Origin of the sequence: Candidatus Poriferisodalis sp., assembly GCF_965208555.1 — a bacterium.
GTDB lineage: Bacteria > Actinomycetota > Acidimicrobiia > Acidimicrobiales > Poriferisodalaceae > Poriferisodalis.
The window spans coordinates 819259-842603 of the sequence record NZ_OZ242342.1 but is presented as its reverse complement, the minus strand read 5'-3'; the positions used below and the strand labels follow the sequence as shown (position 1 = coordinate 842603).

Here is a 23345-nt window from a genome sequence, read left to right as displayed (position 1 = left end):
TGGACTCGGGGGGCAGCGGTAGCCTGCGATGGTGGCTCTGTTTCAGCGCGTGCTCCGTGCCGGGGAAGGCAAGAAGCTGCGCCTGCTGACCGAGCTGGTGCCCGAGATCAACACCGTCGAGCCGGAAGTCGAGCGCCTGTCCGACGACGGGCTGCGGGCTCGCACGGGTGAGTTCCGCGCCGAGCTGGAGCGCGGCGCCGACCTCAACGACATCCTCGTCGATGCCTTCGCGGTCACCCGCGAGGCGGCACGCCGCGTCATCGGCCAGCGCCACTACGACGTGCAGCTCATCGGCGGGGCCGCGCTCCATTTCGGCTGGGTGGCCGAGATGCGCACCGGCGAGGGAAAGACGCTGGTGTCAACCCTGCCGGTGTACCTCAATGCGCTGAGCGGCAAGGGCGTTCACGTGGTCACCGTCAACGACTACCTGGCCGCCCGCGACGCCGAGTGGATGGGGCGCATCCACCGGTTCCTGGGCCTGGAAGTCGGGCTGGTAGTGCCAGGCCCCTACGACGCAGCCCACAAGCGCCGCCAGTACGAGGCCGACATCACCTACGGCACGAACAACGAGTTCGGCTTCGACTACCTGCGAGACAACATGGCGCCGTCGCGCAGCGCCCAAGTACAGCGCGGCCACAACTACTGCATCGTGGACGAGGTCGACTCGATCCTCATCGACGAGGCCCGCACGCCGCTCATCATCAGCGGCCGGGTCGCCGATGCCGCCAAGCTCTACCAGCAGTTCGCCCGCATCGCCGCGACGATGACCCGCGACGTCGACTACGAGGTCGAGGAAGACAAGCGCAACGTGGCCGTGCTCGAGCCAGGCATCTCCAAGGTCGAGCGAGCGCTCAACATCGACAACCTGTACGACCAGGTCTCGGCCAATCTCGTCCACCAGATGAACGCGGCCCTGCGGGCCAAGGAGCTGTACCGGCGCGACAAGGACTACGTCGTCTCGCACGGCGAGGTGAAGATCGTCGACGAGTTCACCGGCCGCATTCTGGAAGGAAGGCGCTGGAGCGAGGGCCTCCACCAGGCGGTCGAGGCCAAGGAGAGGGTGGCGATCAAGGAGGAGAACCAGACGCTCGCCACCATCACGCTGCAGAACTACTTCCGCCTCTACGACAAGCTCGCCGGCATGACCGGCACGGCCACCACGGAGGCTGCCGAGTTCAGCGGCACCTACGGACTCGACGTGGTGCCGGTGCCGACTCACCTGCCCGTGGCGCGCGACGACCAGGGCGACCTGATCTACAAGACCGAGGGAGCCAAGCTGGACGCGGTCGTCGACGACATCTCCGAGCGGATCCGCTCCGGACAGCCCACGCTGGTCGGCACGGTCAGCGTGGAGAATTCCGAGAAGCTGTCTGCGGCGCTCGAACGCCGGGGAATCGATCACAACGTGCTCAACGCCAAGGAGCACACGCGCGAGGCCGAGATCATCGCGCAGGCAGGTCGGCTGGGATCGGTCACGGTGGCCACGAACATGGCCGGACGTGGCGTCGACATCCTGCTCGGCGGCAACCCCGAGGGTCTGGCGCGTCGCGACATGCTGCGCGAGAAGCTCGACCCGGACGATCCGGACAACACCGCGGATTTGGTGGCCCGGGCCGAGCGCTACGAACCTGAGTGCCGAGCCGAAGGCGACGAGGTGCGCAAGCTGGGCGGACTGTACGTGCTGGGTACCGAACGGCACGAGTCACGGCGCATTGACAACCAGCTGCGCGGCCGTGCGGGCCGTCAGGGCGACCCCGGCGAGAGCCGCTTCTACCTCTCGCTAGAAGACGACCTGATGCGCTTGTTCGCCACGGGCGCCGTGAACTGGGTGATGGACCGCACCTTGCCCGATGACGTGCCGCTCGAGGCGAAGATGGTCACCAAGGCCATCGAACGGGCGCAGAACACCGTCGAGCAGAAGAACGCCGAGGTCCGCAAGAACGTCCTCAAGTACGACGAGGTGATGAACGAGCAGCGCAAGGTGATCTACGCGCGCCGCGAACAGATCCTCGGCGGCGACGATCTGCGCACCGAGTCGTTGGGATATCTCCGCGACGCCGCTGAAGCTGCAGTGTTGGACCACTGCGCGGGAGAGGTCCCGACCGAATGGGACCTCGACGGGCTGCTGGCCGCGATCGGCACCTATTGGCCCACCGAGCTCGCCGCCGCGGAACTGTCGGGTGATGGCGATCGGGACTGGGGCGTCGACGACGCCGTGGAGTTGGTGTGCGCCGACGGCGAGCATCACTACGGGGCCCGCGAGGCCGAGATCGGTCCCGAGGCGATGCGCGAGGTGGAGCGCCAGGTGATGCTCCGGCTCATCGACCAGCGCTGGCGTGAGCATCTCGCCGATATGGACCACCTGCGCGAAGGCATTCACCTGCGCGGCATCGGCCAGAAGGACCCCGTGGCGGAGTGGCAGCGCGAGGGCTTCGACATGTTCGGCGCCATGCTCGAGCGCGTCTACCGCGACTTCGTGACCTACGTGATGCACGTGCAGGTCACGGCGGCGCCGCCTGACGGCCAGACAGCCACCGATGGCACGGCCACTCTGTCCGGACCGTCACGCTCGACTTCGGCAGACGGCGCAGCCGGGGCAACCGACGTGCGGTACTCGGCGCCGGATCTCACACCCTCCACCGTTGGTGCCGGCGACGGCGCGCCGGCCACTCGTGTCGGCAACGGCGCCTCGGCTGCTGGCCCCGCGCCGTCGGCGCAGCGGGCTCCCAGCGGGCCATCGCAGTCGCGGCGGATTGCCGCTGCGTCGACCGGCACCGTGGTCAAGTCAGCACAGGAAAAGCTGGGCCGCAACGATCCCTGCCACTGCGGATCGGGCCGCAAGTTCAAGCACTGTTGCGGTCGCTGAGGTGGCCCGATCGTTAAGTGATCTTGCCGACGCGCTGGCCGACTTGGATCGGCGCGTGAGCGAGGCGCATCAGTACCTCGGGATCGACGAGGCCCGTGCGGTGGCGAATGGACTGGAAACAGAGGCATCGGAGCCGTCGTTGTGGGATGAGCCCGATCGTGCTCGAGCGGTCACCACACGTCTGTCGCGCGTGCGCGACGACATCGAGCGCTGGGAACGGGCACGAGCCGAAGTCGACGACGCTGCGGCGCTGGTCGAGCTGGCTGTCGAGGAAGGCGATGCGGAGCTGCTGCCCGAGATCGATGAGGTTGTCACCGCAGCCGAGAGCCTGCTCGCGGATATCGAGCTGATGGCGCTGTTCGGCGGCGAGCACGACGAGAACGACGCCGTATGCGAGATCAATTCGGGCGCAGGGGGAACCGACGCCTGCGACTGGGCAGAGATGCTGCTGCGCATGTACCAGCGATGGGCCGAGCGCAATGACTTCACCGTCGAGCTGACCGAGGCGACCGACGGCGGGGAAGCAGGGATCAGCTCGGCGACGTTTCTCGTCAAGGGCCGGCACGCGTTCGGATTCCTCGCCGCAGAGCGGGGCGTTCACCGGCTGGTGCGCATCTCGCCGTTCGACTCGCAGTCGCGCCGGCATACGGCCTTCGCGTCGCTGTCAGTCGTGCCGTTCTTCGACGAGGTCTCAGATGAAGTCCCGATTGACGAGGGCGATCTGCGCATCGACACTTACCGCTCGTCAGGGGCAGGCGGCCAGCACGTGAACGTCACCGATTCGGCAGTGCGCATCACCCACCTGCCGACCGGCATCGTGGTCGCCTGCCAGAACGAGCGCAGCCAGCACCAGAACAAGGATCGTGCCATGCAGATGCTGGCGGCCAAGCTGGCCGACCTGCAGCGGCAGGAGCGAGAGGCTGAGGTGGCAGCGCTTGCAGGCGAGCAGCGCGACGTCTCGTGGGGCAGCCAGATCCGCTCGTACGTGCTGCACCCGTACCAGCAGGTCAAGGATCTGCGCACCGGAATGGAGATCGGCAACGTCGATGCGGTGCTCGACGGTGACTTGGACGGTCTCATGGAGGCCTACCTGCGCTGGCAGCGCTCGCGGCAGGGAGCGGACCCAGCTGGGTGACCGGGCAGCGGCGGGTCGCTGGCGTACCGTGGGAAGCGGCCCGGCCCTGGCACCGCAACGCGACCTGACGCGACCTGAAGGCACCCATGATCCGCTTCGACAACGTCACGAAGATCTACAAGGGCGAGACGAGGGCGGTCAATGGCGTCACGCTCAATATCGAAAAGGGCGAGTTCGTCTTCTTGGTGGGGCCGTCGGGTTCTGGCAAGTCCACGATGCTGCGCCTCATGACCTGTGAGGAGAAGGTCACCGCAGGCAACATCCATGTGGCCGGCAAAGACCTGTCCAAGCTGAACAGCTGGCGCGTGCCCTACCTGCGACGGAACATCGGCTCGGTTTTCCAGGATTTCAAGCTGCTGCCGAACAAGACCGTCTACCAGAACGTGGCATTCGCGCTCGAGGTCATCGGTCGCCCCGAGAACGTCATCCGCACGCAGGTGCCGGCCATCTTGGAGCTGGTCGGCTTGGAGGACAAGCATCGCCGGTTTCCCGATGAGCTCTCCGGCGGCGAGCAGCAACGTGTGAGCATCGCCCGGGCATTCGTGAACCGGCCCCTCATCCTGCTGGCCGACGAGCCCACCGGGAACCTCGACCCCGACACCTCCGAAGAGCTCACGTCGCTGCTGGATCGGATCAACCGCACGGGCACCACCGTGGTCATGGCCACTCACGACCGCACCATCGTGGATCGCATGCGGCGCCGGGTGATCGCGCTGCGGCACGGCGAGCTCGTGCGCGACGAGCAGCGCGGCGCCTACGGCAGCGAGATTGATGTGCCGGCGGCTGTCGCTGCGCAGCCCGCCGATGGGGCGATTCCGTGAGCCGGATCCGCTACTTCGCGCGGGAGACCTGGACGAACATCCGGCGCAATCTCACCCTGACGTTCGCCGCGATCCTCACCGTGGCCGTGGGCGTGATGCTGGTCGGCATGGGGCTGATGGCGGGCTACGCCAGCGGGAACGCGCTCGATCGCTGGGAGGGCGGCGTCCAGTTCGAGGTGTTCCTGAACCCCCAGATCGATCCCAGCCAGCTCGACGCTCTCGGCATCGAGCTGCAGAACCATCCTGAGATCGACCGCATCGAGTTCTTCAGCGCCGAAGAGGCCTACGCGCTCGTGTCCCAGCAGATGGCCGACCAGCCCGAGCTGCTCGCTCAGGTCTCGCCCGAGGCGCTGCCCGCGTCCTACCGCGTAGTGCCCCGGTCGGTCGAGTCAGAGCTGATCGAGTCGCTGGCCGCGCAATTCCGCCAGCGGCCCGGGGTGATGTCGGTCCAGACGGGCCGGGAAGAGGTGGACGCCATACGGACGTGGTTCACGTCGTTCCAGGGCATCGTGCTGCTGCTGTCGATCGTGCTGTCGGGCGCCAGCGTCATGCTCATCTTCAACTCGATCCGCGTGGCGATGTTCGCCCGGCGGCGTGAGATCGAGGTCATGAAGCTGGTCGGCGCCACGAACAGTTTCATCCGGTTCCCGTTCATGCTCGAAGGCATGCTGCACGGCCTCGCCGGCGGCATCATCGGGGCGATTGCGGCCGGGGCGCTGCGCGGCCACGTCGAGGGGCTGTTCTCTCGCTCGGAAATTCTGGCGTTCTTCCGGTCGTTCGTGGTCACGTCCAGTCAGTTCACGACCGTGGTCTTCGTCACCGTGATCGCCGGAGTACTCGTGGGGATGATCGGCTCGGCGTTCGCAGCGAGCCGCTTCCTCGACGTGTAGAAACACCGGAGCCGCAGCACCAGGCGGCGGACATGAAGCGCCACGTGTGTGACCCCGGGAGGTTCCATGCCGGAGTTCGAGACCATCTTGTACGAGGTCGACGACCGCGTCGCCACCATCACGCTGAATCGCCCCGAACGCCTCAATGCGTTCAACAGCCAGATGCTGCGTGATGTGATGGACGCCGTCGATCTTGTCGATGCCGACGACGACGTGCGGGCGGTGATCTTTACCGGCGCCGGCCGCGGCTACTGCGCCGGGGCCGATCTGAGCGGGGGCGCCGACACGTTCGACTTCGACAGCCAGTCAGACGAGCGGAAGGCCGAGCGAGCTTCCGAGCGGGGCGAGGACGGCGATCTGGCGTGGATGCGTGACGGCGGCGGTCTGCTCACGCTGCGCCTGTACGAGTGCAACAAGCCGCTGATCGCCGCGATCAACGGCCCCGCCGTCGGCGTGGGCGTCACGATGACGCTGCCGATGGACATCCGGCTGGCATCCACCAAGGCCCGTATCGGGTTCGTGTTCGCCCGCCGCGGCGTGGTGCCAGAGGCCTGCTCGTCGTACTTCCTGCCGCGCGTGGTCGGGCTGTCGAAGGCGCTGGAATGGTGCTTCAGCGGCCGGGTGTTCGATGCTGCCGAAGCTCACGATGCCGGGCTGGTGCGCAGCCTGCACGAGCCCGACGAGCTGCTGCCAGCGGCCCGGGCCATTGCAGCGGAGATCGCCGAGAACACCTCGGCCATCTCGGTGACGGTGATCCGGCACATGCTGTGGCGCATGCTGGCCGCCGATCACCCGATGGAGGCTCACAAGATCGACTCCCGGGGCATCTTCCACCTGGGCCGCGGCGCCGATGCCCACGAAGGCGTGGCGTCGTTCCTCGAGAAGCGACCGCCGGAGTTCACGCTGCGTCCGACCCAAGACCTGCCCGAGTACTTCCCCTGGTGGGACGAACCCGAATTCAGCTAAGAGGCTGAGCCGCGCAGCGGCGAAACCGGGGCCGGGTCGTCGCCCCAGCCGATGAGCGCGACGCTGATGGCGCACGCGGCGACCGCGAGCCCGAAGGCGGGACCGAAGGAGTCGAACCAGTCAGCCAAGGCGCCTCCGACCGGCGGTCCTGCCGCGAGGCCGAGGCCGAACAGGATGGTTGCAAGCCCGTAGGCGGCGCCGAACTCGTCGCCGGCGAGGCTGTCGCTGACACGCGCAGCAATCGAGGCGATGATTCCGCTGAACGCCATGCCGAACGCGATCGCCGACACCCAAGCAAGCAGCGGTCCGACGAAGGCAAGCAGCGGGTACACGGTCGACGTGATGATCGAGATGAACGACACTCCGAAGCCGATGGTGACGCTGCGCCGCCTGCCTATGCGGTCCGCCACGCGTCCGAAGACCGGGCCGCCCGCGATGCAGCCGACGCCGATGGACGAGAACGCCAGCTCAGCGCCCCACGCAGTGAAGATGTCTGGGTAGCCCTCTAGGTGACCCACGATGAAGGTGAGCATCGTGGCAACGATGAAAGCGTGCAGTGCGTAGGCGGTGACCAGCCGACCGGCCTGCGGCACTTTGGCGAGCGCATCCCGGGCGCCTCTGAAACCCGTGCGACCCGGCGTGCGCGCCCAGCGGCGAACTGCGACGGCCAGCACGACCAGCACCACTGCGCCCAAGAGGAACTCGATCAGGTACACGTCGCGCAGATGGCTGCGGCTCGCATCGGCCAGCGTTGCTTCGCTCGAATCAAGGCCGCTCGGGACTGCGCCGCTTGAGACTGCGTCGCTGGGGCCCTGCAACAACCCGTCGAGGGCAGCCGCCGCGACCATGCCGCAACCGACACCGCCGGTCAGCCAGCCGGCCGCGGCGCCTCGCTTTCGCGGACCCAGCAGCTCGGCAGCGAGTCCGGGTGTGCCCACCCAGACACCGGCGGCGCTGAAGCCGGTCAGGGCGAGCGCGAGGGCGGCGATGCCCACGTTGGGGCTCCAGGCCAGCAGAGCCAAGCCGACCACGTTGCCGGCGACGCCGATGCGCACGGCACCGCTCAGCCCGGTGCGACCGACCGTCAGGGCGACCGCCAGCGACCCGGCGAGGTACATCAGGAGATTCAGTGACCCGAGCGCGCCGGCGACGGTGTTGGACAGTCCGAATCCGTCCCGCAGGTCGGTGAACAGCAGCGAGTAGGTGAACCGGCCGAACGACTGCGACACGGCGGCTGCCGCGGCCAGCGTCAAGAGCGTGCCGATGCGGCGTGCGCGGCTGAACCCGGCGGCGTGGGTCGCTGAGGTCATAGCCGGCCGGCCGTCTGGCTCATAGCGCGAGACAGGCGAGACCCGGCGTGCACGCTGGTGTGTTGGCTAGTCGTGCGGCCAGGTCACGGCCGGCAGCGGGGGACGCTGGCGGTAGATCGTCTCCGTCGTGATGACCCGTCGAGGCGAGCGCTCGGTGTCGGCGAACTTCGCCACATCGGCACGGATGACCTCCCGATCGTGGTCGTCTCCGAAGAAGCGTTCACGCATATCGTCGAGCGAGGCGAACGCGACCAGGGCGAAGCCGTCATAGGACGGTCCGTTGAGCGTGGCGACAACACTGAGCTGGGTGTAGTCCCACATGCCGGGGTGATGCCGCAAGGCGAGCGGGGCGTGGGTGTCGCGCCAGTGGCTGTCGCCCTGCGCGTGGGTGAGGTTGGGGTGGTGGACCATACCGAAGATGGCGGTCAGGCCGGGTGAGGGGGTGCCGAGATCGGCCCCCAGGGGGCGCTCACGGATGACCCGCGAGAACGCCAAGTAGCTGCCGACGGATGCGGCGGGTGTCAGCAGGTCGGGATCATCGGTCATCGCCCGCACGAGCGTGCGGAACGGGAACTCACGACGGTCATCCGGGTCGGCCGTGTAGCACACGCCGCCGACGCTGGCCGCTGCGGTTGCTGCGGCATCCGGATCGTTTCCCGTGACGACGAGCTCGTGCATGCCCTGAAACCTAGAGGACGCGCGGACGGCGGGGCTGCGGCCCAGGCAGGATGGGGCCGTGCTCGACATCGACGAGACCGCGTTCGCCGACTTAGTAGAGCAGGCGCTCGAAGACATTCCGGACGCGCTGCGCTCGCTGATGGACAACGTTGCGATCTTCGTGGAGGACCGCGGTGAGGATCCGGACTTGCTCGGTGTCTATGAGGGGATCCCGCTGACCGAGCGCCACGATTACGGCGGGCTGGTGATGCCCGACAGCATCGTCATCTACCGGCTGCCGATCCTGGAAATGTGCGAGACGGCCGAGGATGTCGTCGAAGAAGTGCTGGTGACGGTCGTGCACGAGATAGCGCATCATTTCGGCATCGACGACGACCGGCTGCACGAACTCGGCTGGGACTGAACACGGCTAGGCGCGCCCGCTGCGCCTCACACGCGGCCGAGGCCGAGATCAAGCCGACCGCGGGCGACGTTCGCGGCGAGCACCTCCGTCGGCCCCTCCGCGAGCCGCAGGGCGCGCACGCGCCGCAAGATGTCGGCTAGCGGGTGGCCGTCCACGAGCGCGGTTCCGCCCACGAACTGCACGGCGCTGTCGCAGATCCGACTGAGCGTCTCGGTGGCCAGCGATTTGGCTGCCATCACCTCGTTGACGGCGTTCTCGCCGGCATCGAGCAGCCGAGCCGTGCGATAGAGCGCGCTGCGGGCCGCGTAGGCGGCGATCCGCATGTCTCCCAGCGTCACTCGCTCCAGGTCAGTGCCGACCCGCGCCGGCTCGTCTGTCGATCCGCGCCGTGCGGCCCGCTCGGTCAGCGTCTGTTCGACCAGGTCGATGGCGAAGCGGCATTGGCCGACGCAGTCGGCCGCAATTGCCAAGCGCGTGGCGTTGATCTGGCCCATCGCCCGTCCGAGCCCGCGTCCGGCTTCGCCGATCAGGTGCGTGTCCGGCACTCGCACGTCGGCAAAGGCGAACGCGGCATGGTGGCTCCCGTCGAGCGTGCCGAACCGTTGCTCGAGCGTCACGCCTGCCCGGTCGGTCTCGATGAGCACCATGGCAGTGCCGGCCCCCTCGATCTCGACGAGCGCATTGATGAAATCGGCATCGGCGCCGCCGGTGACGTACGACTTCGCGCCGTTGATCACCAGCTCGTCTCCGTCGCACATCGCCCAGGTGTGGCGGGGTGCATCGGCTGGCTCGGTGAATCCGAAGCCGCTGCGCAGTTCGCCTGCCAGATATGGCAGCAGGAATTGCGAGCGCAGCGGTTCGCCGACGTTGGCCAGCACGCCGGGCGACGGCCCGAAGATGCCCGGCAGGTGACCCACGTTGCGACTGCCGAGGGTGTCCCGCACGACGGTGAGCGCGAGCGCACCCGCCTCAGTGCCGCCGAACGAGGCCGGCTGGGTCATGCCGAACACCCCGGCCGCCTTGGATGCCTCCCGGACTGCCGCCCCGATGTCACTCTCGGCGACCTTGCCGAACAACGTCGTCAACTCATCGGCCAGGCGTTCGGCGGCGCGCAGCACCTCGGTGTGCTCGCTGTCGAGGAAGTCGGGCATGGATGCTTCGCTACCTGGCGTGAGTGCCGACCCAGTCGGTGATGATGTCGGCCGCTTCGGCCCGGGCGCCGGCCGGCTCGGTCAGGTAGTGGTCGCCCGAGATGGAGTGCATCGGGACGTCGGGTGCACCGGGCCGGCCGCGCAGCGAGTCGACGATCTTGGCGGTGTCGGAGGAGAAGATGCCCGTATCGGCATCCGCGTCGATGACGATCGCCGGCAGATCGATGTGCTTCGCCTGATCGGTGCTGCACGGCGAGTCGTCGAGGCTCCACATCGACAGCCAAGTCCGCAGCGAGCTGACGGTGCCGACGCCGAAGATTCCGTAGTTGGCCCGGCGCGGATCGCCGAGGTAGCAGCTGGGCACCGTTCGCCGGCTGGGGTCGATCGAACCGTCGAGCATGCGCAGGTCTGCCCACAGCCGCGGCACCACGAACAGGCGCTCGCGGTGTCCAGCTGCCGCCAGCCGGTCCAGTTCCTCCTTGCACCAGATGGTGATGCGGTCGTTGCGCGCCCGCTGCGCGCTCCGGTACGCAGCGATGAACTCGTCGTCGAATGGCGGCTGCCGATCCGGAGCGAACGGGTCCAGGGCGGGGTCGACGCTGAGCGGATCGTTCTCGTCGGTCACCGACGGATCCATCCAGTTCGTCAGCACTTCGGCGCGCCCGGTGTGGGCCACGATTGACACGTACAGGTCGCCCCCTGCTAGATCCTCGACCGCCGGATGCAGGCCTCGACGGCTGTACTCCGGCACAAGGCTGGGAGCTGTGGCCTGCGCCTGGTAGGTGGCCATGAGCGAACCCCCGCCGCTGTTGCCCAGTAGCACGATGCAGTCGACGCCCTGGCTGCGCAGCCAGCGGACCCCGACGTCGATGTCGGCCAGTGCCAAGTCGGCCAGGAAGTAGGGCTCAGCGCCTCTGAAGCGGGTGTTCCAGCCGAGGAATCCCAGGCCACGTTCGGCGATGTACGAGGCCAGGTAGTGCTCGCTGAAGTCGATGTTGTAGTGGGTCGCGATCAGCGCTGTGCGCGGTTCCCGGCCTTCGGGCCGGTGGTACACGCCTTGGCAGGGATGCCCGCCGACACCCGCTCGAGGGGCGCTGGCGCTCGGCAGCGCGACGAATTCTCGGGTGATGCCCATCGGTGGGGGAGTCCTCGACTCAGGCGGTCGTGCCGCTCGGCAGCGGGGCGCGCATGACTTCCAGCGCGCCCGATGGGTCGGGCTCGATGCCGGTGGTGTCCCTGCAGAGCTCGACCATGATGCCGTTCGGGTCCACGAAGTAGAGCGAATGGCACCAGCCGTGGTCCACTTCCATCAATGGCTCGATGTCGGCGGCCGCCATCCGCCCGCGCACGGATTCCTGCTTGTCCGGAGTCGCTCGCACGGCGACGTGGTTGACCCACACCGGCAGCCCCACCGTCGCGCTGAGGTCGGTGCTGTAGTCGGCCTTCTCGCCCATGTTCTGGATATAGAAGAACGCGATGCACTCGCCGTCGCCGATGTCGTAGAAGACGTGCTTGATGTGGCCTGCCGGACCGCCGTCGGGCTGTGGCCGCTCGGCCTGCTCGGCGTGGACCAGCGGGAACCCCATGAGGTCCTCGTAGAAGCGATGCGTCGCCTCGAGATCCCGAGTTGCGTATGCGACGTGGTGAAGACCCATGGCTCCCCCTGCTGCGGTGTGCATCGCAAGGTTCTCACATTCCGGCGGGCCGATTCGCCCGGACGGTTGGACGAGCTGCGCTAGTTGAGCCGGAAGCTCGCCACATCCAGGTACTCGCCCCACGGTGTTGACTCGACCAGGCTGATCTCGGTGACGTCGAATGTCTCGCCTAGGCGTGGCCAGTCGACCGACGGCTGTCGTTTGCGGAAGCGGGCGATGGTCAGGTGCCCCACGAAGGGGTGATCCGGCGGCGGGTCGCCGATGTAGCGGGTGCAGTCGGTGACGGACGCGGCGAGTTCGTCGACGCCGACGGCCGGAAGCATGAGCACGCCACGTCCGAGGCGCTCCGGCGCCGGTCCGAGCGTCACCGATGTCTGGCCGAATGATTGTGCGCCGAGGGTGCTGAGCGCTTCGCCGGTGTCGCATTCGCCGAGGAACCGGAGCGTGATGTGCAGGCGGTGCGGCTTGGTCCAGCTGACACCTGGCCCGGGCGGTCTCGGCAGCCCAGCCAGTTCGTCGACGACGGAGGGGGGCGGCCACACGGCGACGAACAGGCGCGGCACGGCGCGAACCTAGCGGTGCGTCTCGGCCGTGCTGGAGACACGGGGACCCAGGCTCGATGCGGCTCCAGAGCGGGCGCAGAGGCGGGTTACGCTCGCAAGGGTGATGCTGGTACTGCGCCGAGCGGCTCTGATCGCTGCGTCGTGCGTCGTGGGTGCGGGCCTGCTCGCCGGCTGCAGCAGCGACAGCGACGAGACACCTCAGACCGTGGCGCAGGAGGCAGCGGCAACGACAGCTGCACCGGTAGTCGGATCGACGGCAGTGGCGACGACGGAATCGCCAACGGAGGTGACGACGACGGAAGCGCCGGTCACTGACGAGAACACCATCCCCGAAACCACTGTTGCCGTGGTTGCCGACGCCGCCGGCGACGAGATCGACGCAGTCGAAGAGGTCGAGGAGATCCAAGAAATCGACGGGGTGGAAGAAGCCGAAGAGGTCGACGAGGTCGAGGAGATCGAAGAGGTCGAGGAGATCGAAGAGGTCGAAGAGGTCGAGGAGATCGAGGAAGTCGACGGGGTGGAAGAAGTCGAAGAGGTCGAGGAGGTCGAGGAGGTCGAAGAGGTCGAGGAAGTTGAAGAAGCGGTCATCGAACCCGAGCCGACGGAAGATCGATCCAAGGTGCTCGCACTGGCGGTGCCGCAGCTCGACGGCACCACCTTCAAAGTCGAGGCACTCGCCGGCCGCGACGTGCTGGTGTGGTTCTGGGCACCGTGGTGATCGAACTGCCGGCGGGAAGCGCCTGCGGTCGCAGCGCTGAAGACACAACACGGCGACAACCTGGCCCTCGTCAGCGTTGGCGGGCATGACACCAAGTCGGCCATGTCGTCATTCGTGAGTACGTACGGCCTCGGCCACCTGCCGAACTTGCCCGACGAGGATGGTCAGCTCGCAAGAGCGCTGGGCATCAGCTATCACCCCCGCTGGCTGCTCATCCGGGCCGACGAGACCGAACAGCGAGGCAGCGGAGCGATCCCGGATTCCGTCGTGACCGACGCCCTCACCCCGGGCTGATTCGAGCGAGCGGCTACTCGGCCGCGTCAGCCAGCAGGTCTCGGAGCAACTCCGGGGGATCGTCGGCCACTACGAGGGCCTCGCCGATCAGGGCGGCGTCGTAGCCGGCTTCTGCAATCGCCCGCATGGACGTGCCGCCGGGCACGCCGATGCCCGAGGCCGCTATGAGCAGAATCCGGTCGTCGATCCCTTCGAAGCGCCGGCTGACCCGTACCGCCTTGTCGTAGTCCACGGTGAACTTGGTCGACTCGGGGTTGTCGCGCTGGTTGATGGCGATCATGTATGCGCCGAGCAGCACAGCCGCTTCGAGCTCTGCCTCGTCGCGCACCTCGGTCAGCACGTCGATGCCCAACTCCAATGCCAGCTCTTGCATCGGCGGCAGCTGTGCATGGTCGATGTCGGCCAGGATCACCAACATCGCGTCAGCGCCCATCTCGTGGCTGTCGCGCACGTCATCGAGCGTGCGCAGGAAATCCTTGCGCAGCACCGGCAGACCAGTCACAGCCTTCGCGGTCTGCAAATCCTCGGGGGAGCCGCTGAACCGCTCGCGCTCGGTCAGCACCGAGAGGCAGGCAGCCCCGCCGGCCTTGTATTCCGACGCCAAATCGGCCGCATTGGCGTCGGCCTTCAGCGCTCCACGTGACGGCGAACGGCGCTTGATCTCGGCGATCACCGCGAGGCCTTCCCCTCGTAGCGCGGCGGCGAAGCGGTGGCCACCAGGTACACCGTCCGGCTCGTCCTTGTCGACATCAGCAGTGCCTGCAGCCATGGGGACGGTCTCACTCCGCGACACGAGACTCGGGCCTCGTTGGCCAGTGACTCTACGGGTCTTGTGCAGCGGTCGAGCTCTCAGTGAGCCGCGCCTGGCGCTAGGGCGCAGCCGCGTTCGCGGACCAGGGATAGGCGTGAAAGAAATGATTTGGATATTTGAAGAATACTGAAATATATTGAATAATCATGAATGGTGATCTCATGAATGATGACGGCGGCGACGTCCAGCGCCGTCAGCTCCGCGCGGCCGGTGTGCTCGTCGCGTCCGATGCCCGACTGCGGCCAACCACCACGATGGTCGCCGACGACGAGGTCGGAGACACGGTCGCAGTTGCCACGCTGCTGCTCGACGTGGCCCGCCCAGACTGCATCGATCGGGTAGTGAGCTGGCTGCGCGACACCGCAACCCTGCTCGAAACACTCCGCGAACTCGAGCGCTGATTTTTCGCCGATTCATCGATTCAGACGAGTTTCCCGGCGCTTGCAGCCGGTTAGCGTTAGTCGGATGCAGAATCGGGAGGAAACACCAGATCAAGACGCCATCACACGCCGGCTGAATGCGATCTACGAACGAGAGTCGTCAAACCTGGATCCGGTATTGCGTGAGCTTCAAGCGAGGGCGCTGTCGGAAAAATGGCCGTCTCCCGAGCCGGTCACTCCTTGAGGTCCGGGAGGCGTTGGAGGTAGCTGTCGATGGCGGACTGTGACACGGCAGCTTCGCCGCCGATCACGATCAGCTTCACTGGGGCGTCGTCGCACTTGGCCTGAGCGGCGCGAACCTCGTCCAGATAGTCCATCGTCGCCGCCGGCAGTTCGTCGGGATGCGTGAGCAACAACGGAGCGCCGTAGCGGGCCAGCATCGGTGCCGCACTGAACGCGTCATACGGCACCCAGGCCCGAGTGAGGCCTACAGCGATGCCCTCGCCGTCGCGCCAGCACTGAATGGGCCTCGTGGCGTGGGCCGTGTGAACTGCAGTCTCAAACCGCGTCTCGCCGGCGAATCGCAACACATCGATGCCGAGCTGCTCAATCGACTCCTCAACACGTTCAGAGACTGCGGAGGTTCCGCCCATGATGATCACCCGCCGCACGTTTTCGGAGATCAGGTGCTCGCGAACGGACGAATGCAGCGACGTCGGAGGGGTGAGCAGAATTGGCAAGTTCAGGCGAGCAGAGAGTTGTCCGGCGATGAGCGCGTCGGCGAACACTTGACCGCTCGCCAAGATCACGGCCCGCCGGCCCCGGTACTGGCCGCCGAATCCGTAGTGATTCGCCACCGCCACGCTGGTACGGAATTGGTCGGATCCCTCCACGCGGAACACGTCCAAGCCGGCGTCCTTGAGTTGTTGGTCGACGGCGGGCGAGATCGCGTTCGTGCTGATAATCGTGGGCCATGGGGCCTCGAAGCGCCTCAAGAAATCCATGGTCGCCGCAGGCACTGCGTGTCGTCGCGTCAGCAGCACCGGTGAGTCGAACGGTGCCGCAATGACGGCGTCCTGCCACTTGTAGCCCGACACGATCATTACCTGCTCGAGGTGATCCCCCTTGAAGTCCGTGAATGCCTTGGTGGTCAGCACGGACGTCTCGAACCGGTCGGCGCCGCCGTACCGCACAACCGTCACCTCCGCCAGACGGGGCTCCTCCGGAGGATCTTGGGCCGCTGCGGGCGGAGTCGCAGCAAATCCCAAGGCCATGGCTCCCACGAGTACGGCGGCCGCCACACACCGAGTCATTTTCTGACCGCGTCTGCGCATTGGGTCTTCTCAATCAGCGTTGGGGGTCCGGAGTCTGCAATGTTCGGTGAGGCTTCTGTGCTGGGTGGTGGGCCCGGGGGTCGCGAAGAGCAACTGCCCGGGTTCGTTCACGACGAGCCGGTGCCACACGCCGCACGGCACGATGCACATCTGACCCGCTTCGAGCGTCGCAGGCTCGGCTTCGTCGCCGAGGTCCAGGACGATCTGGATTGAGCCCGACAAGCCGACCAGTACCTCGTCGCCGCCCGGGTGCATCTCCCAGTGGCTGTCTTGGTCCATGCCGACGACGCCGAAGAGGCGCCCGTCGAGATCGTGCTCAGCGAGCGACTGCCAGAACCCGGGTGCGGTGGCATCGAGCCGCTCAACGTCACCCCCGGGGGCGAGGTGCAAGAAGGTCCGCTGGGGATCCAACGACGAGTGCTGGGCCATGGTGGCGATCCTCTTCTCTGTTCCCGAGTTGCCAACGAGTGTGGCGCGGCTTGGACGGGTGCGCGGCGCGGTAGCGTCGCTGCGGTGCTGAGGGAACTGCGGGAGCTGCCTCGGGCGGTCTGGCCGAGAGCCGTGGCGTACGGCGCTATTGCGGCCGTGCTCATCGGCATTCCGTCGGACCTGATCGACACGCCCATCTTCGGCCGGCCGATCGAAGCCCGGTGGCTCGACTGGGTGATCTTGGTGATCACCTCGGCATTGATCGGTCTGATCTTCGCCATCCGGCCGCCGTCGAGCGCTGAATCTGGCACCGACGATGCCGTCGAGCGTCAGGGCACCACCACGCTGTGGGGCGGGCTGGTCTCGTTCCTCGCTGTGGGCTGTCCCGTGTGCAACCAAGCCGTGGTCGCGCTGGTGGGCATCTCGGGGGCGCTGTCGTGGTGGGCCCCGGTGCAGCCCATCGTCGGGCTGGCCGCAGTGGCCCTGCTGGTGTGGACGCTGCGCAAGCGGCTCCGCACCTATCGAGCCGTGGCCTGCCCGCTGCCCGCTTGAGAAACTGTCAGGGCGTGCCCGAGAGGTCGGGCGGTGCAAGCTCGCTCGCGATGCGGTGACGGGCGATCCACAGTCGCAGGAGTATGAGCGCTGCGAGCAGGAACGCCGTGCTGCCGTACACCATGATCGGGACCGCCTCTACGAGCACCCCGTAGTAACCCCACAAGATGCCCTCGCCGGCGGTGAGCACCCACGTCAGCGGTGCGACGCCGACTGGGGCGTACGACCGCCACGCGGCCCACACCGACGGTCCCAGGTACAGCCCATTCGACAATCCGAGCACCGTGCCCAGGACGGTCCAGCCGGCCACAAGCTGCAAGCCCACCGATGCCACCCCCACGGCGACGCCGGCGATGACGGCGACACGCACATCGGCGCCATTGCGCCAAAGCAGGAACAGCACGAGACCGAAGCTGATGATCGCGGCCAGAATGGCGGGGATCGTGACCCAGAACTCCTCGGCGATCACGTACGCGATCCAGCCGATGTTGATCACCATGCCGATCGCCGCCCACGCGGGGGAGGCGCCCTCAGTTCGCTTCAGGCGCAGCAGCCGCACCACCTGGGGCACGACCTGCACGAACGTCACTGCGGTCGCGACGACGGCGACCAGGTTGGCGAACTGTTCCTGACTCACGGGATTCCCGTGCCGCAGTGGTCTGGACTGGACGGCAGCGGCACGCAGCACCAGACGTCGCGCACCCTTGCCATCGCAAGAGTGTCGCACCCTGAGTCGACCCCCGATCACGAAATGCGCGTGCGCCCGACGCCGTTTCGGGGTTGCATGGACCCCTGTGACCGACTTCGGCAGTGAAGCACGGACCCGTCAGCGCAGGCTGACCGGGGCCGCCGCGGTGGTACTGATGGCGCTGGTTGCCGCCCTCGCCCAGTCGTTCGGGCGGTTCACCTACGGGGTGCTGCTGCCCGCAGTCCGTGACGATCTCGGCCTGTCGAACACGGTCGCGGGCTCGCTCGCGACCGTCAACATGGCGGCCTACCTGGTGGGCAGCCTGATCGTCGCCACGGCGTCCAGCCGATTCCGGCTGATCTCGGTGATGCGGGTCGGCATGGTGGTCGCGATTATTGGCCAGGCGCTCGCGACGGTCTCGCCGGGCCCGGTCGTGCTGGGCATCGGATTGTTCGCACAGGGGCTCGGCGGCGCCTTGACATGGATTCCTGCCCCGGTCATCACCGCCGACGCGATCGCTCCCGAACGGCGCGGCCTCGCCGTCGGGTTCCTCGGCGCGGGTATGGGGCTCGGCGTCGTGTTCGCCGGCCAGCTGTCGAGCATCGTCCGTTCGACGATGGGGGATGCGTCGTGGCGAACCGTCTACTTCGTGCAGCTCATCATCGGTGCGGCCGTCGTAGCCGTGGTGCTGCTCGCCATCGGGCACCGCCAAGAGCGCCTGGCATCCCGTACCGGTCTCGGCGGGTTCAGCGCCCTGCGGCGCGTGCCCGGCTGGGCGCCGCTGGTGTCTGCGTTCTTCGTCTTCGGCCTGCTCTACCTGCTGATCATCTCGTTCCTCACCACCCGGCTGGAAGACGACAGCGGCTGGACGAGTACCCAAGCGTCGCTGGCGTTCACGCTCGTCGGCGTGGCCATGATCTTCGGAGGGCCGCTGTTCATCGCACTCTCCGAGCGCATCGGAGCCCGATCGACGCTCGCCATCTCATTCGGCGGCTGGGCCGTGGTCACCACGCTGATCCTGCCGGGCTGGTTCGCGCCGACGCTGGCGCTGTCGGTCGCGGTGGGCCTGCTGTTCGCATCCATGCCGTCGGTGCTGACCGTCTATGTCGTCAACAACACCACCACCGATGACTACGGGCCGGCGTTTGCTGCGGTCACCTTCTCGTTCGGGATCGCCCAGATGATCTCGCCGCAGATGGGCGGGTTCATTGCCGACGCGGCGGGCTCCTTCACCCCGGTGTTCCTGCTCTCGGCGGCGCTGGCGGTGGTCGGCATGTTCACCTCGTTCGGCCTGCCGCGTCGCAGCCGGCCGGGCTTCCCGGCCGTGCCGGCCGCCCACGTGGTTGCCGAGGCGGCCGCTGAGGCAGATCTGGAGCCTGCCGCGTCGCCGCAGCCCGATTGGCGTCTCGTCAACATGACCTTCGAAGTCATCCGCGCCGGCGACACTGCGAGCGGTTGACCTTCCGCCGATTTCGGCACCAGTCGGCTTCAGTCGCCCCCGGCTCCGACGTCGTCTGCGGGCTCGAGCATGACGATGGGGAACTGCCGGTCGGTCCTGGCCTGGAATCGGAGGTAGTGGTCGTCCTTGGCGGTCGCGTGCGCCCACAGCTCGGCGCGCTCGTCGCCCTCGGTCAGGCGAGCCGTCATCTGGCGGGTGCCGTCACGGTTGCGCACCGTGACCGCCGGGTTGTCGCGCATGTTCAGGAACCATGCGGGGTGCTTCGAGTCGCCGCCGCGTGACCCGATGACCACGAATGCGCCGTCCCGTTCGGCCACTGCGGACAGCAGCGTGGTGCGGGGCTCGCCGCTGCGCCGACCCATCATGGTCACCTCGATGATCGGCGTGCCCTTGTGGATCCAGCCGATGCGCCCGCCGCTGCAGCGGATCGCCGTGCGGTTCGCCCAGTTCGCCAGCTTGAAGGTGAAATCGGACCACACGTTCACTGCCACACCGCCATTCTCGCCGAGTCGGCGGATAGCGGTGAAACAGTTCCAAAACCGAGCGCAGTACTGTTGGCCGCGTGACGTCACAGCCCGAAACGGCCACTGTGGCCGAACTCAAAGAACTTCTTGCCGATCCGGTAGGCCGCATCGAGCTCCACGACTTCATCGGCGATGAGACGCTGCGAACCGTCGACGCTCTTCGAAGCGCTGACTGCGAGGGTTACGACGAGTGCCTGCGGGCGTATGAGCATGCGTCCGCCGAGCTGATCGGGCTGCTCGTCACCGGCGCGTACTTCTCCAACTGCGCCGACCACGACAAGGCCTGGGCACACGCCGTGCGCCTGCTGGCCAACCGGATCCCCTACACGAGTACTGATGGCGGGCCCGCCATCAATCTGCAGCACCATGTCACGCTGCTGGCGATCTACGCCGTTGCCTTCGGTGCCGCTGCGGCAGACCGGATCGATCCGCTCGCGAGGATCATCGGCACGGTGCGAGCCGAGGAGGACGGCAGGATTGGGCGGGTCACCTACCTGGTCAACTGCGATCGCCTGAAGAAGCCCGATGAAGCGCCGATCCAGGCATCGCTTCGGCTGTGGATGACGCTGCGCTCGATGACCGACGAGTTCATCCCCAGGACCACCGAGGACACGCTGTTCGATGCGATGCTCGACGAGATCGAGTACTTGCTCGGCGTGACGCACGGGCGGGACACCGCAGAGGGGAGCGGGCCCGTCGGCTACGGGGCGATCCAGGTGCTGGCGACCCGAGTGGCGCCCGATCGTCTCGTGCGGCGCAATCTGGACCTGCTGATCGCCCACGAGGCCTTCCAGAGCGCCGACGAGTTCTACATCTGCCGGGAGCGGTACAACAAGGCCTACGCCGCCGAAGCCCGCGTCTGAGCCGCTCGACGTCATGCCGATGATCCAGGGAGACGGGGTCGAGCTGTACGCGGAGGAAGCCGGCACTGGGCATCCCATCGTGTGGCTGCACGAATTCGCCGCCGACTGCCGCACGTGGGAGGGCCAAGTCCGGCGGTTCAGCCGCAGCCATCGCTGCATCGCGTACAACGCACGGGGTTACCCGCCGTCGGATGTTCCGGAGGACGACGCGGCATACACCTTCGAGCGCGAGCGGGAGGACCTGCGGGCAGTCCTCGACAGCCTCAACATCGAGCGCGCCCACATCGTCGGTCTCAGCATGGGCGCCTACACGGGCCTGATGTTCGCGCTGCGATATCGGGAGCGGGTCACGTCGCTGCTGTTCGCCAGCGGCGGGTCGGGCGCGTTCGGCGACACCCGTCAGGCGTTCCTGGCCGAGGTGCGCGCTGCGGCCGAGGCGATGATGAACGAGGGGATGGAGGTGGCCGCCGAGCGGCTCGCGGTGGGTGCCACCCGGGTCCAGCTCCAGAACAAGGACCCGAGGGGCTGGGAGGAGTTCAAGCAGTACCTGTCGGAGCATTCGGCCGTCGGCTCGGGGCTGACCATGCGCAACTTCCAGGCGGGGCGCCCATCGCTGTACGACTTTGAGGCCGAGCTGCGCGAGCTGGACGTTCCGGTGCTGCTGGCCGTCGGCGACGAGGACGACCCGGTCATCGAGACGAATGTCTTTCTCAAGCGGGTGCTGCCGAGGGCCGGCCTGTGGATTGCGCCGCGCACCGGCCACGGGATCAACCTGGAGGAGCCTGCCGCCTTCAACCAGATGGCGGCGGACTTCTTCAGCGCAGTCGAGGCCGGCCAGTGGACTCGCCGCGACCCCCGTGCCGACCCTGTCCATTCCTCGCTCGGCGGTGCCCGCCCCGAGGCCTGATCCGTCACTGCCGTCGACGAGGCGCGAGCACTCGCCCGGGCGCGCTCGATTCCAGCTAGGAATACCCGGATGGGAACGATTGTGGTCACCGGGTCCGCCGGCGGGATCGGCCAAGCGACCAGGGACCGGCTGGCCGGCGACGGCCACGAGGTGATCGGGGTGGATCTGCGCGACGCCGAGGTCATCGCCGATCTGTCCACCGCCGCGGGTCGCAGTGCGATGATCGGTGCGGTTGCCGCCGCCAGCGGCGGGCGGATCGACGGCCTGGTGGCGGGCGCGGGAATCTCCGGGCCCGACCCGGCCGAGGTCGTGTCCATCAACTACTTCGGGGCGGTGGCCACCATCGCAGGGCTGAGACCGCTGCTTGTCGACGGGGCAGACCCGTCAGCAGTCGCCGTCAGCTCCAACTCCAGCACCGCCATGGCCGACCTGCCGGAGGCTCTGGTGGAAGCCTGCTTGAACGACGACGAAACCGCCGCTCGCGCGCTGGCAGGTGATGACGCCATCGTGGCCTATGCCGCCAGCAAGCTGGCATTGGCCCGGTGGGTCCGGCGCGCCGCTGCCGGTCCGGACTGGGCCGGTTCCGGAATCCGCCTGAATGCGGTGGCTCCCGGGCTCATCGACACACCGATGACGGCAGACATGCTCGAGTTCGTGCTGTCGCTCGGCGACGTGTACCCGATTCCGCTGGCTCGGGCGGGACGCCCCGAGGAGGTGGCGAGCCTGCTGGCGTTCTTGCTGTCGCCCGACGCGGGCTTTTTCTGCGGATCGGTGGTGTTCATGGACGGCGGCAGCGACGCCGCCCTGAACGCCGATGCCTGGCCGACTATCCGCTAGGACTTGCGGCCCGTGCCCGCTTCTTCCTGATGCGGATCGTGTCGATGCCGTGATCACAACCGTCGACGATCCACAGAACGCTTGCACCAATGAACGTTCCCATCGCGAGCGAGCTGTCCGGGTTCGCGGCCCAGACGGCGCCCAAAACAGCGATGGTGATGAGCTTCAAGATTGCCCGCCACAGCGTGACGACGAAATAGCCCTTGATCGCGTTCATGCTCAGCCTCTCCGCTCAGGCGGCATGCATAGCATATTCGCGTCATATATATAGCACATTCGTGGCATTCCCGATCCTGTCGCAGGATGGGCGAGGGTTCTGCTGGCGTACTGCTGTCATACTCATGGGCGCAGCGACACTCATATGACACCCATGACCGGTGTCTTCAGGCCAGCCGCTGAGCGGTCCGTCGCAGCGCTCAGCACCGAACAGGAGTACGGGGGACCAGTGGCGACCGTTCCGGTGACACGGGATGACATCTTCGCCCTGCTCGCCGTCTCGCGCTTCGGTGCCTGTGCAACGACAGCTGACGGCACCGTGGTGTTCTGGAACCGCCGAGCCGAACAAATCCTCGGGAGCACCGCGGGACAGATGCTCGGCCGGCGACTCACCCAAGCTCCGGGGGGGGGGGGGTCGGACAATCCACCGGCACCGAGCGAACCTGGAGACGGTGCATCTCTGGAACCGGACACTGTGTCGATCCGGTGTGCGTCGGGTGAGCACCGGCAGCTCTCTGTCACCACGCTCACGGTCACCGGTCATGCCGAGCACTCAGAGCTGCGGCTGCATCTCTTCGACGAACCGGTCGGACACGTGCAGCCGCAACAACCCGCGGCGCAAGGCGACGCCCAAGGCACCTCGTCGAAGCTGACCGCGAATTCAGCGGCACTCGGCGAGTCTGGGACGACTGCTGCGGTGCCGAAGCTCTCGGCTCGCGAGACTGAGGTACTGCGGCTGGTTGCGGAGGGCCACAGCTCGGACCGCATCGCCCGAGACCTGGACATCAGCATCCACACTGTCCGCAATCACGTCCGCAGCTTCCGAAGAAAGCTCAAGGCCAAGACCAAGCTCGAAGCAGTCGTGACTGCCATGCAGCACGGCATTCTCTAGCCG

General features: G+C 67.2%; 27 protein-coding genes. 15 read left to right on the top strand and 12 right to left on the bottom strand.

What is annotated here, in order from left to right; genetic code table 11:
• Positions 1-28: 28 nt before the first annotated feature.
• From secA to ACOGXE_RS03875, 5 genes are all read left to right on the top strand, one after another.
• A complete protein-coding gene (secA, locus tag ACOGXE_RS03895; protein WP_419932639.1) occupies positions 29-2866 on the top strand; it encodes a preprotein translocase subunit SecA in 2838 nt (945 codons plus the stop codon).
• A 1-nt stretch (position 2867) separates the two neighbouring features.
• Positions 2868-4001, top strand: a complete 1134-nt coding sequence (prfB, locus tag ACOGXE_RS03890) for a peptide chain release factor 2 (RefSeq protein WP_419932638.1) — start codon at positions 2868-2870, stop codon at positions 3999-4001.
• An 86-nt stretch (positions 4002-4087) separates the two neighbouring features.
• A complete protein-coding gene (gene ftsE / locus ACOGXE_RS03885) occupies positions 4088-4822 on the top strand; it encodes a cell division ATP-binding protein FtsE (RefSeq protein ID WP_419932637.1) in 735 nt (244 codons plus the stop codon).
• Entirely contained in the window at positions 4819-5712 is an 894-nt protein-coding gene (locus ACOGXE_RS03880) for a cell division protein FtsX (RefSeq protein ID WP_419932636.1), read from the top strand. The genes ftsE and ACOGXE_RS03880 overlap by 4 nt, the downstream gene beginning before the upstream one ends.
• Positions 5713-5778: 66 nt before the next feature.
• Positions 5779-6678, top strand: coding sequence for a crotonase/enoyl-CoA hydratase family protein (locus tag ACOGXE_RS03875; RefSeq protein ID WP_419932635.1), 900 nt, complete (start codon positions 5779-5781; stop codon positions 6676-6678).
• Here the strand turns inward: ACOGXE_RS03875 and ACOGXE_RS03870 are convergent.
• On the bottom strand, positions 6675-7988 hold the full coding sequence (locus ACOGXE_RS03870; RefSeq protein ID WP_419932634.1) for an MFS transporter: 1314 nt from the start codon (positions 7986-7988) through the stop codon (positions 6675-6677). The genes ACOGXE_RS03875 and ACOGXE_RS03870 overlap by 4 nt on opposite strands.
• 66 nt (positions 7989-8054) lie before the next feature.
• The gene (locus ACOGXE_RS03865; protein WP_419932633.1) at positions 8055-8666 is read right to left on the bottom strand and encodes an EthD domain-containing protein; all 612 of its coding nucleotides are present in this window, start codon (positions 8664-8666) and stop codon (positions 8055-8057) included.
• 58 nt (positions 8667-8724) lie between these two features.
• Between ACOGXE_RS03865 and ACOGXE_RS03860 the strand changes: the two genes are divergently transcribed.
• Entirely contained in the window at positions 8725-9069 is a 345-nt protein-coding gene (locus ACOGXE_RS03860; protein ID WP_419932632.1) for a metallopeptidase family protein, read from the top strand.
• Positions 9070-9095: 26 nt separating this feature from the next.
• Here ACOGXE_RS03860 and ACOGXE_RS03855 read toward each other — a convergent pair whose 3' ends face one another.
• From ACOGXE_RS03855 to ACOGXE_RS03840, 4 genes are read right to left on the bottom strand one after another with little or no spacing between them, the layout of a single operon-like run.
• Positions 9096-10220, bottom strand: coding sequence for an acyl-CoA dehydrogenase family protein (locus ACOGXE_RS03855; protein ID WP_419932631.1), 1125 nt, complete (start codon positions 10218-10220; stop codon positions 9096-9098).
• A gap of 10 nt (positions 10221-10230) precedes the next feature.
• Complete coding sequence (locus tag ACOGXE_RS03850) at positions 10231-11355, bottom strand: alpha/beta hydrolase family protein (protein WP_419932630.1); 1125 nt, start codon at positions 11353-11355, stop codon at positions 10231-10233.
• 19 nt (positions 11356-11374) lie between these two features.
• Positions 11375-11899 (bottom strand): VOC family protein, encoded by a 525-nt coding sequence (locus ACOGXE_RS03845; RefSeq protein WP_419932629.1) that lies wholly within the window; start codon positions 11897-11899, stop codon positions 11375-11377.
• A 56-nt stretch (positions 11900-11955) separates the two neighbouring features.
• The gene (locus ACOGXE_RS03840; RefSeq protein ID WP_419932628.1) at positions 11956-12438 is read right to left on the bottom strand and encodes a 2'-5' RNA ligase family protein; all 483 of its coding nucleotides are present in this window, start codon (positions 12436-12438) and stop codon (positions 11956-11958) included.
• A 103-nt stretch (positions 12439-12541) separates the two neighbouring features.
• On the opposite strand from ACOGXE_RS03840, the gene ACOGXE_RS03835 reads away from it, so the two are divergent.
• Both ACOGXE_RS03835 and ACOGXE_RS03830 read left to right on the top strand, forming a co-directional pair.
• A complete protein-coding gene (locus tag ACOGXE_RS03835; protein ID WP_419932627.1) occupies positions 12542-13156 on the top strand; it encodes a hypothetical protein in 615 nt (204 codons plus the stop codon).
• A 114-nt stretch (positions 13157-13270) separates the two neighbouring features.
• Positions 13271-13450: a hypothetical protein gene (locus ACOGXE_RS03830; protein ID WP_419932626.1), complete on the top strand. Its 180-nt coding sequence runs from the start codon at positions 13271-13273 to the stop codon at positions 13448-13450.
• A 13-nt stretch (positions 13451-13463) separates the two neighbouring features.
• Here the strand turns inward: ACOGXE_RS03830 and ACOGXE_RS03825 are convergent, their stop codons facing one another.
• Entirely contained in the window at positions 13464-14219 is a 756-nt protein-coding gene (locus tag ACOGXE_RS03825) for an indole-3-glycerol phosphate synthase TrpC (protein ID WP_419932625.1), read from the bottom strand.
• 188 nt (positions 14220-14407) lie between these two features.
• Between ACOGXE_RS03825 and ACOGXE_RS03820 the strand changes: the two genes are divergently transcribed.
• Positions 14408-14662, top strand: coding sequence for a hypothetical protein (locus tag ACOGXE_RS03820; protein ID WP_419932624.1), 255 nt, complete (start codon positions 14408-14410; stop codon positions 14660-14662).
• Between the two features lie 212 nt (positions 14663-14874).
• On the opposite strand, the gene ACOGXE_RS03815 is transcribed toward ACOGXE_RS03820, so the two are convergent.
• Complete coding sequence (locus tag ACOGXE_RS03815) at positions 14875-15942, bottom strand: cell wall-binding repeat-containing protein (RefSeq protein WP_419932623.1); 1068 nt, start codon at positions 15940-15942, stop codon at positions 14875-14877.
• Between the two features lie 42 nt (positions 15943-15984).
• Positions 15985-16404: a cupin domain-containing protein gene (locus tag ACOGXE_RS03810; protein ID WP_419932622.1), complete on the bottom strand. Its 420-nt coding sequence runs from the start codon at positions 16402-16404 to the stop codon at positions 15985-15987.
• A gap of 84 nt (positions 16405-16488) precedes the next feature.
• Between ACOGXE_RS03810 and ACOGXE_RS03805 the strand changes: the two genes are divergently transcribed.
• Positions 16489-16956 carry a hypothetical protein gene (locus ACOGXE_RS03805; RefSeq protein WP_419932621.1) on the top strand — a complete coding sequence of 156 codons (468 nt, stop codon included), beginning with the start codon at positions 16489-16491 and terminating at the stop codon, positions 16954-16956.
• A 7-nt stretch (positions 16957-16963) separates the two neighbouring features.
• On the opposite strand, the gene ACOGXE_RS03800 is transcribed toward ACOGXE_RS03805, so the two are convergent.
• Positions 16964-17593 carry a PQ-loop domain-containing transporter gene (locus ACOGXE_RS03800; protein ID WP_419932620.1) on the bottom strand — a complete coding sequence of 210 codons (630 nt, stop codon included), beginning with the start codon at positions 17591-17593 and terminating at the stop codon, positions 16964-16966.
• 157 nt (positions 17594-17750) lie between these two features.
• On the opposite strand from ACOGXE_RS03800, the gene ACOGXE_RS03795 reads away from it, so the two are divergent.
• Positions 17751-19103, top strand: coding sequence for an MFS transporter (locus ACOGXE_RS03795; protein WP_419932619.1), 1353 nt, complete (start codon positions 17751-17753; stop codon positions 19101-19103).
• Positions 19104-19132: 29 nt separating this feature from the next.
• Here the strand turns inward: ACOGXE_RS03795 and ACOGXE_RS03790 are convergent, their stop codons facing one another.
• Entirely contained in the window at positions 19133-19594 is a 462-nt protein-coding gene (locus tag ACOGXE_RS03790; protein WP_419932618.1) for a nitroreductase/quinone reductase family protein, read from the bottom strand.
• Positions 19595-19665: 71 nt separating this feature from the next.
• On the opposite strand from ACOGXE_RS03790, the gene ACOGXE_RS03785 reads away from it, so the two are divergent.
• The 3 genes from ACOGXE_RS03785 to ACOGXE_RS03775 all read left to right on the top strand — a co-directional run bounded on the left by ACOGXE_RS03785 (position 19666) and on the right by ACOGXE_RS03775 (position 22234).
• Positions 19666-20490 carry a hypothetical protein gene (locus tag ACOGXE_RS03785; protein WP_419932617.1) on the top strand — a complete coding sequence of 275 codons (825 nt, stop codon included), beginning with the start codon at positions 19666-19668 and terminating at the stop codon, positions 20488-20490.
• A 13-nt stretch (positions 20491-20503) separates the two neighbouring features.
• Positions 20504-21397, top strand: coding sequence for an alpha/beta fold hydrolase (locus ACOGXE_RS03780; RefSeq protein WP_419932616.1), 894 nt, complete (start codon positions 20504-20506; stop codon positions 21395-21397).
• 69 nt (positions 21398-21466) lie between these two features.
• On the top strand, positions 21467-22234 hold the full coding sequence (locus tag ACOGXE_RS03775; RefSeq protein WP_419932615.1) for an SDR family oxidoreductase: 768 nt from the start codon (positions 21467-21469) through the stop codon (positions 22232-22234).
• Here the strand turns inward: ACOGXE_RS03775 and ACOGXE_RS03770 are convergent.
• Entirely contained in the window at positions 22224-22451 is a 228-nt protein-coding gene (locus ACOGXE_RS03770) for a hypothetical protein (RefSeq protein WP_419932614.1), read from the bottom strand. The genes ACOGXE_RS03775 and ACOGXE_RS03770 overlap by 11 nt on opposite strands.
• Before the next feature lie 144 nt (positions 22452-22595).
• Between ACOGXE_RS03770 and ACOGXE_RS03765 the strand changes: the two genes are divergently transcribed.
• A complete protein-coding gene (locus ACOGXE_RS03765; RefSeq protein ID WP_419932613.1) occupies positions 22596-23342 on the top strand; it encodes a LuxR C-terminal-related transcriptional regulator in 747 nt (248 codons plus the stop codon).
• The last annotated feature ends 3 nt before the right edge of the window (positions 23343-23345 follow it).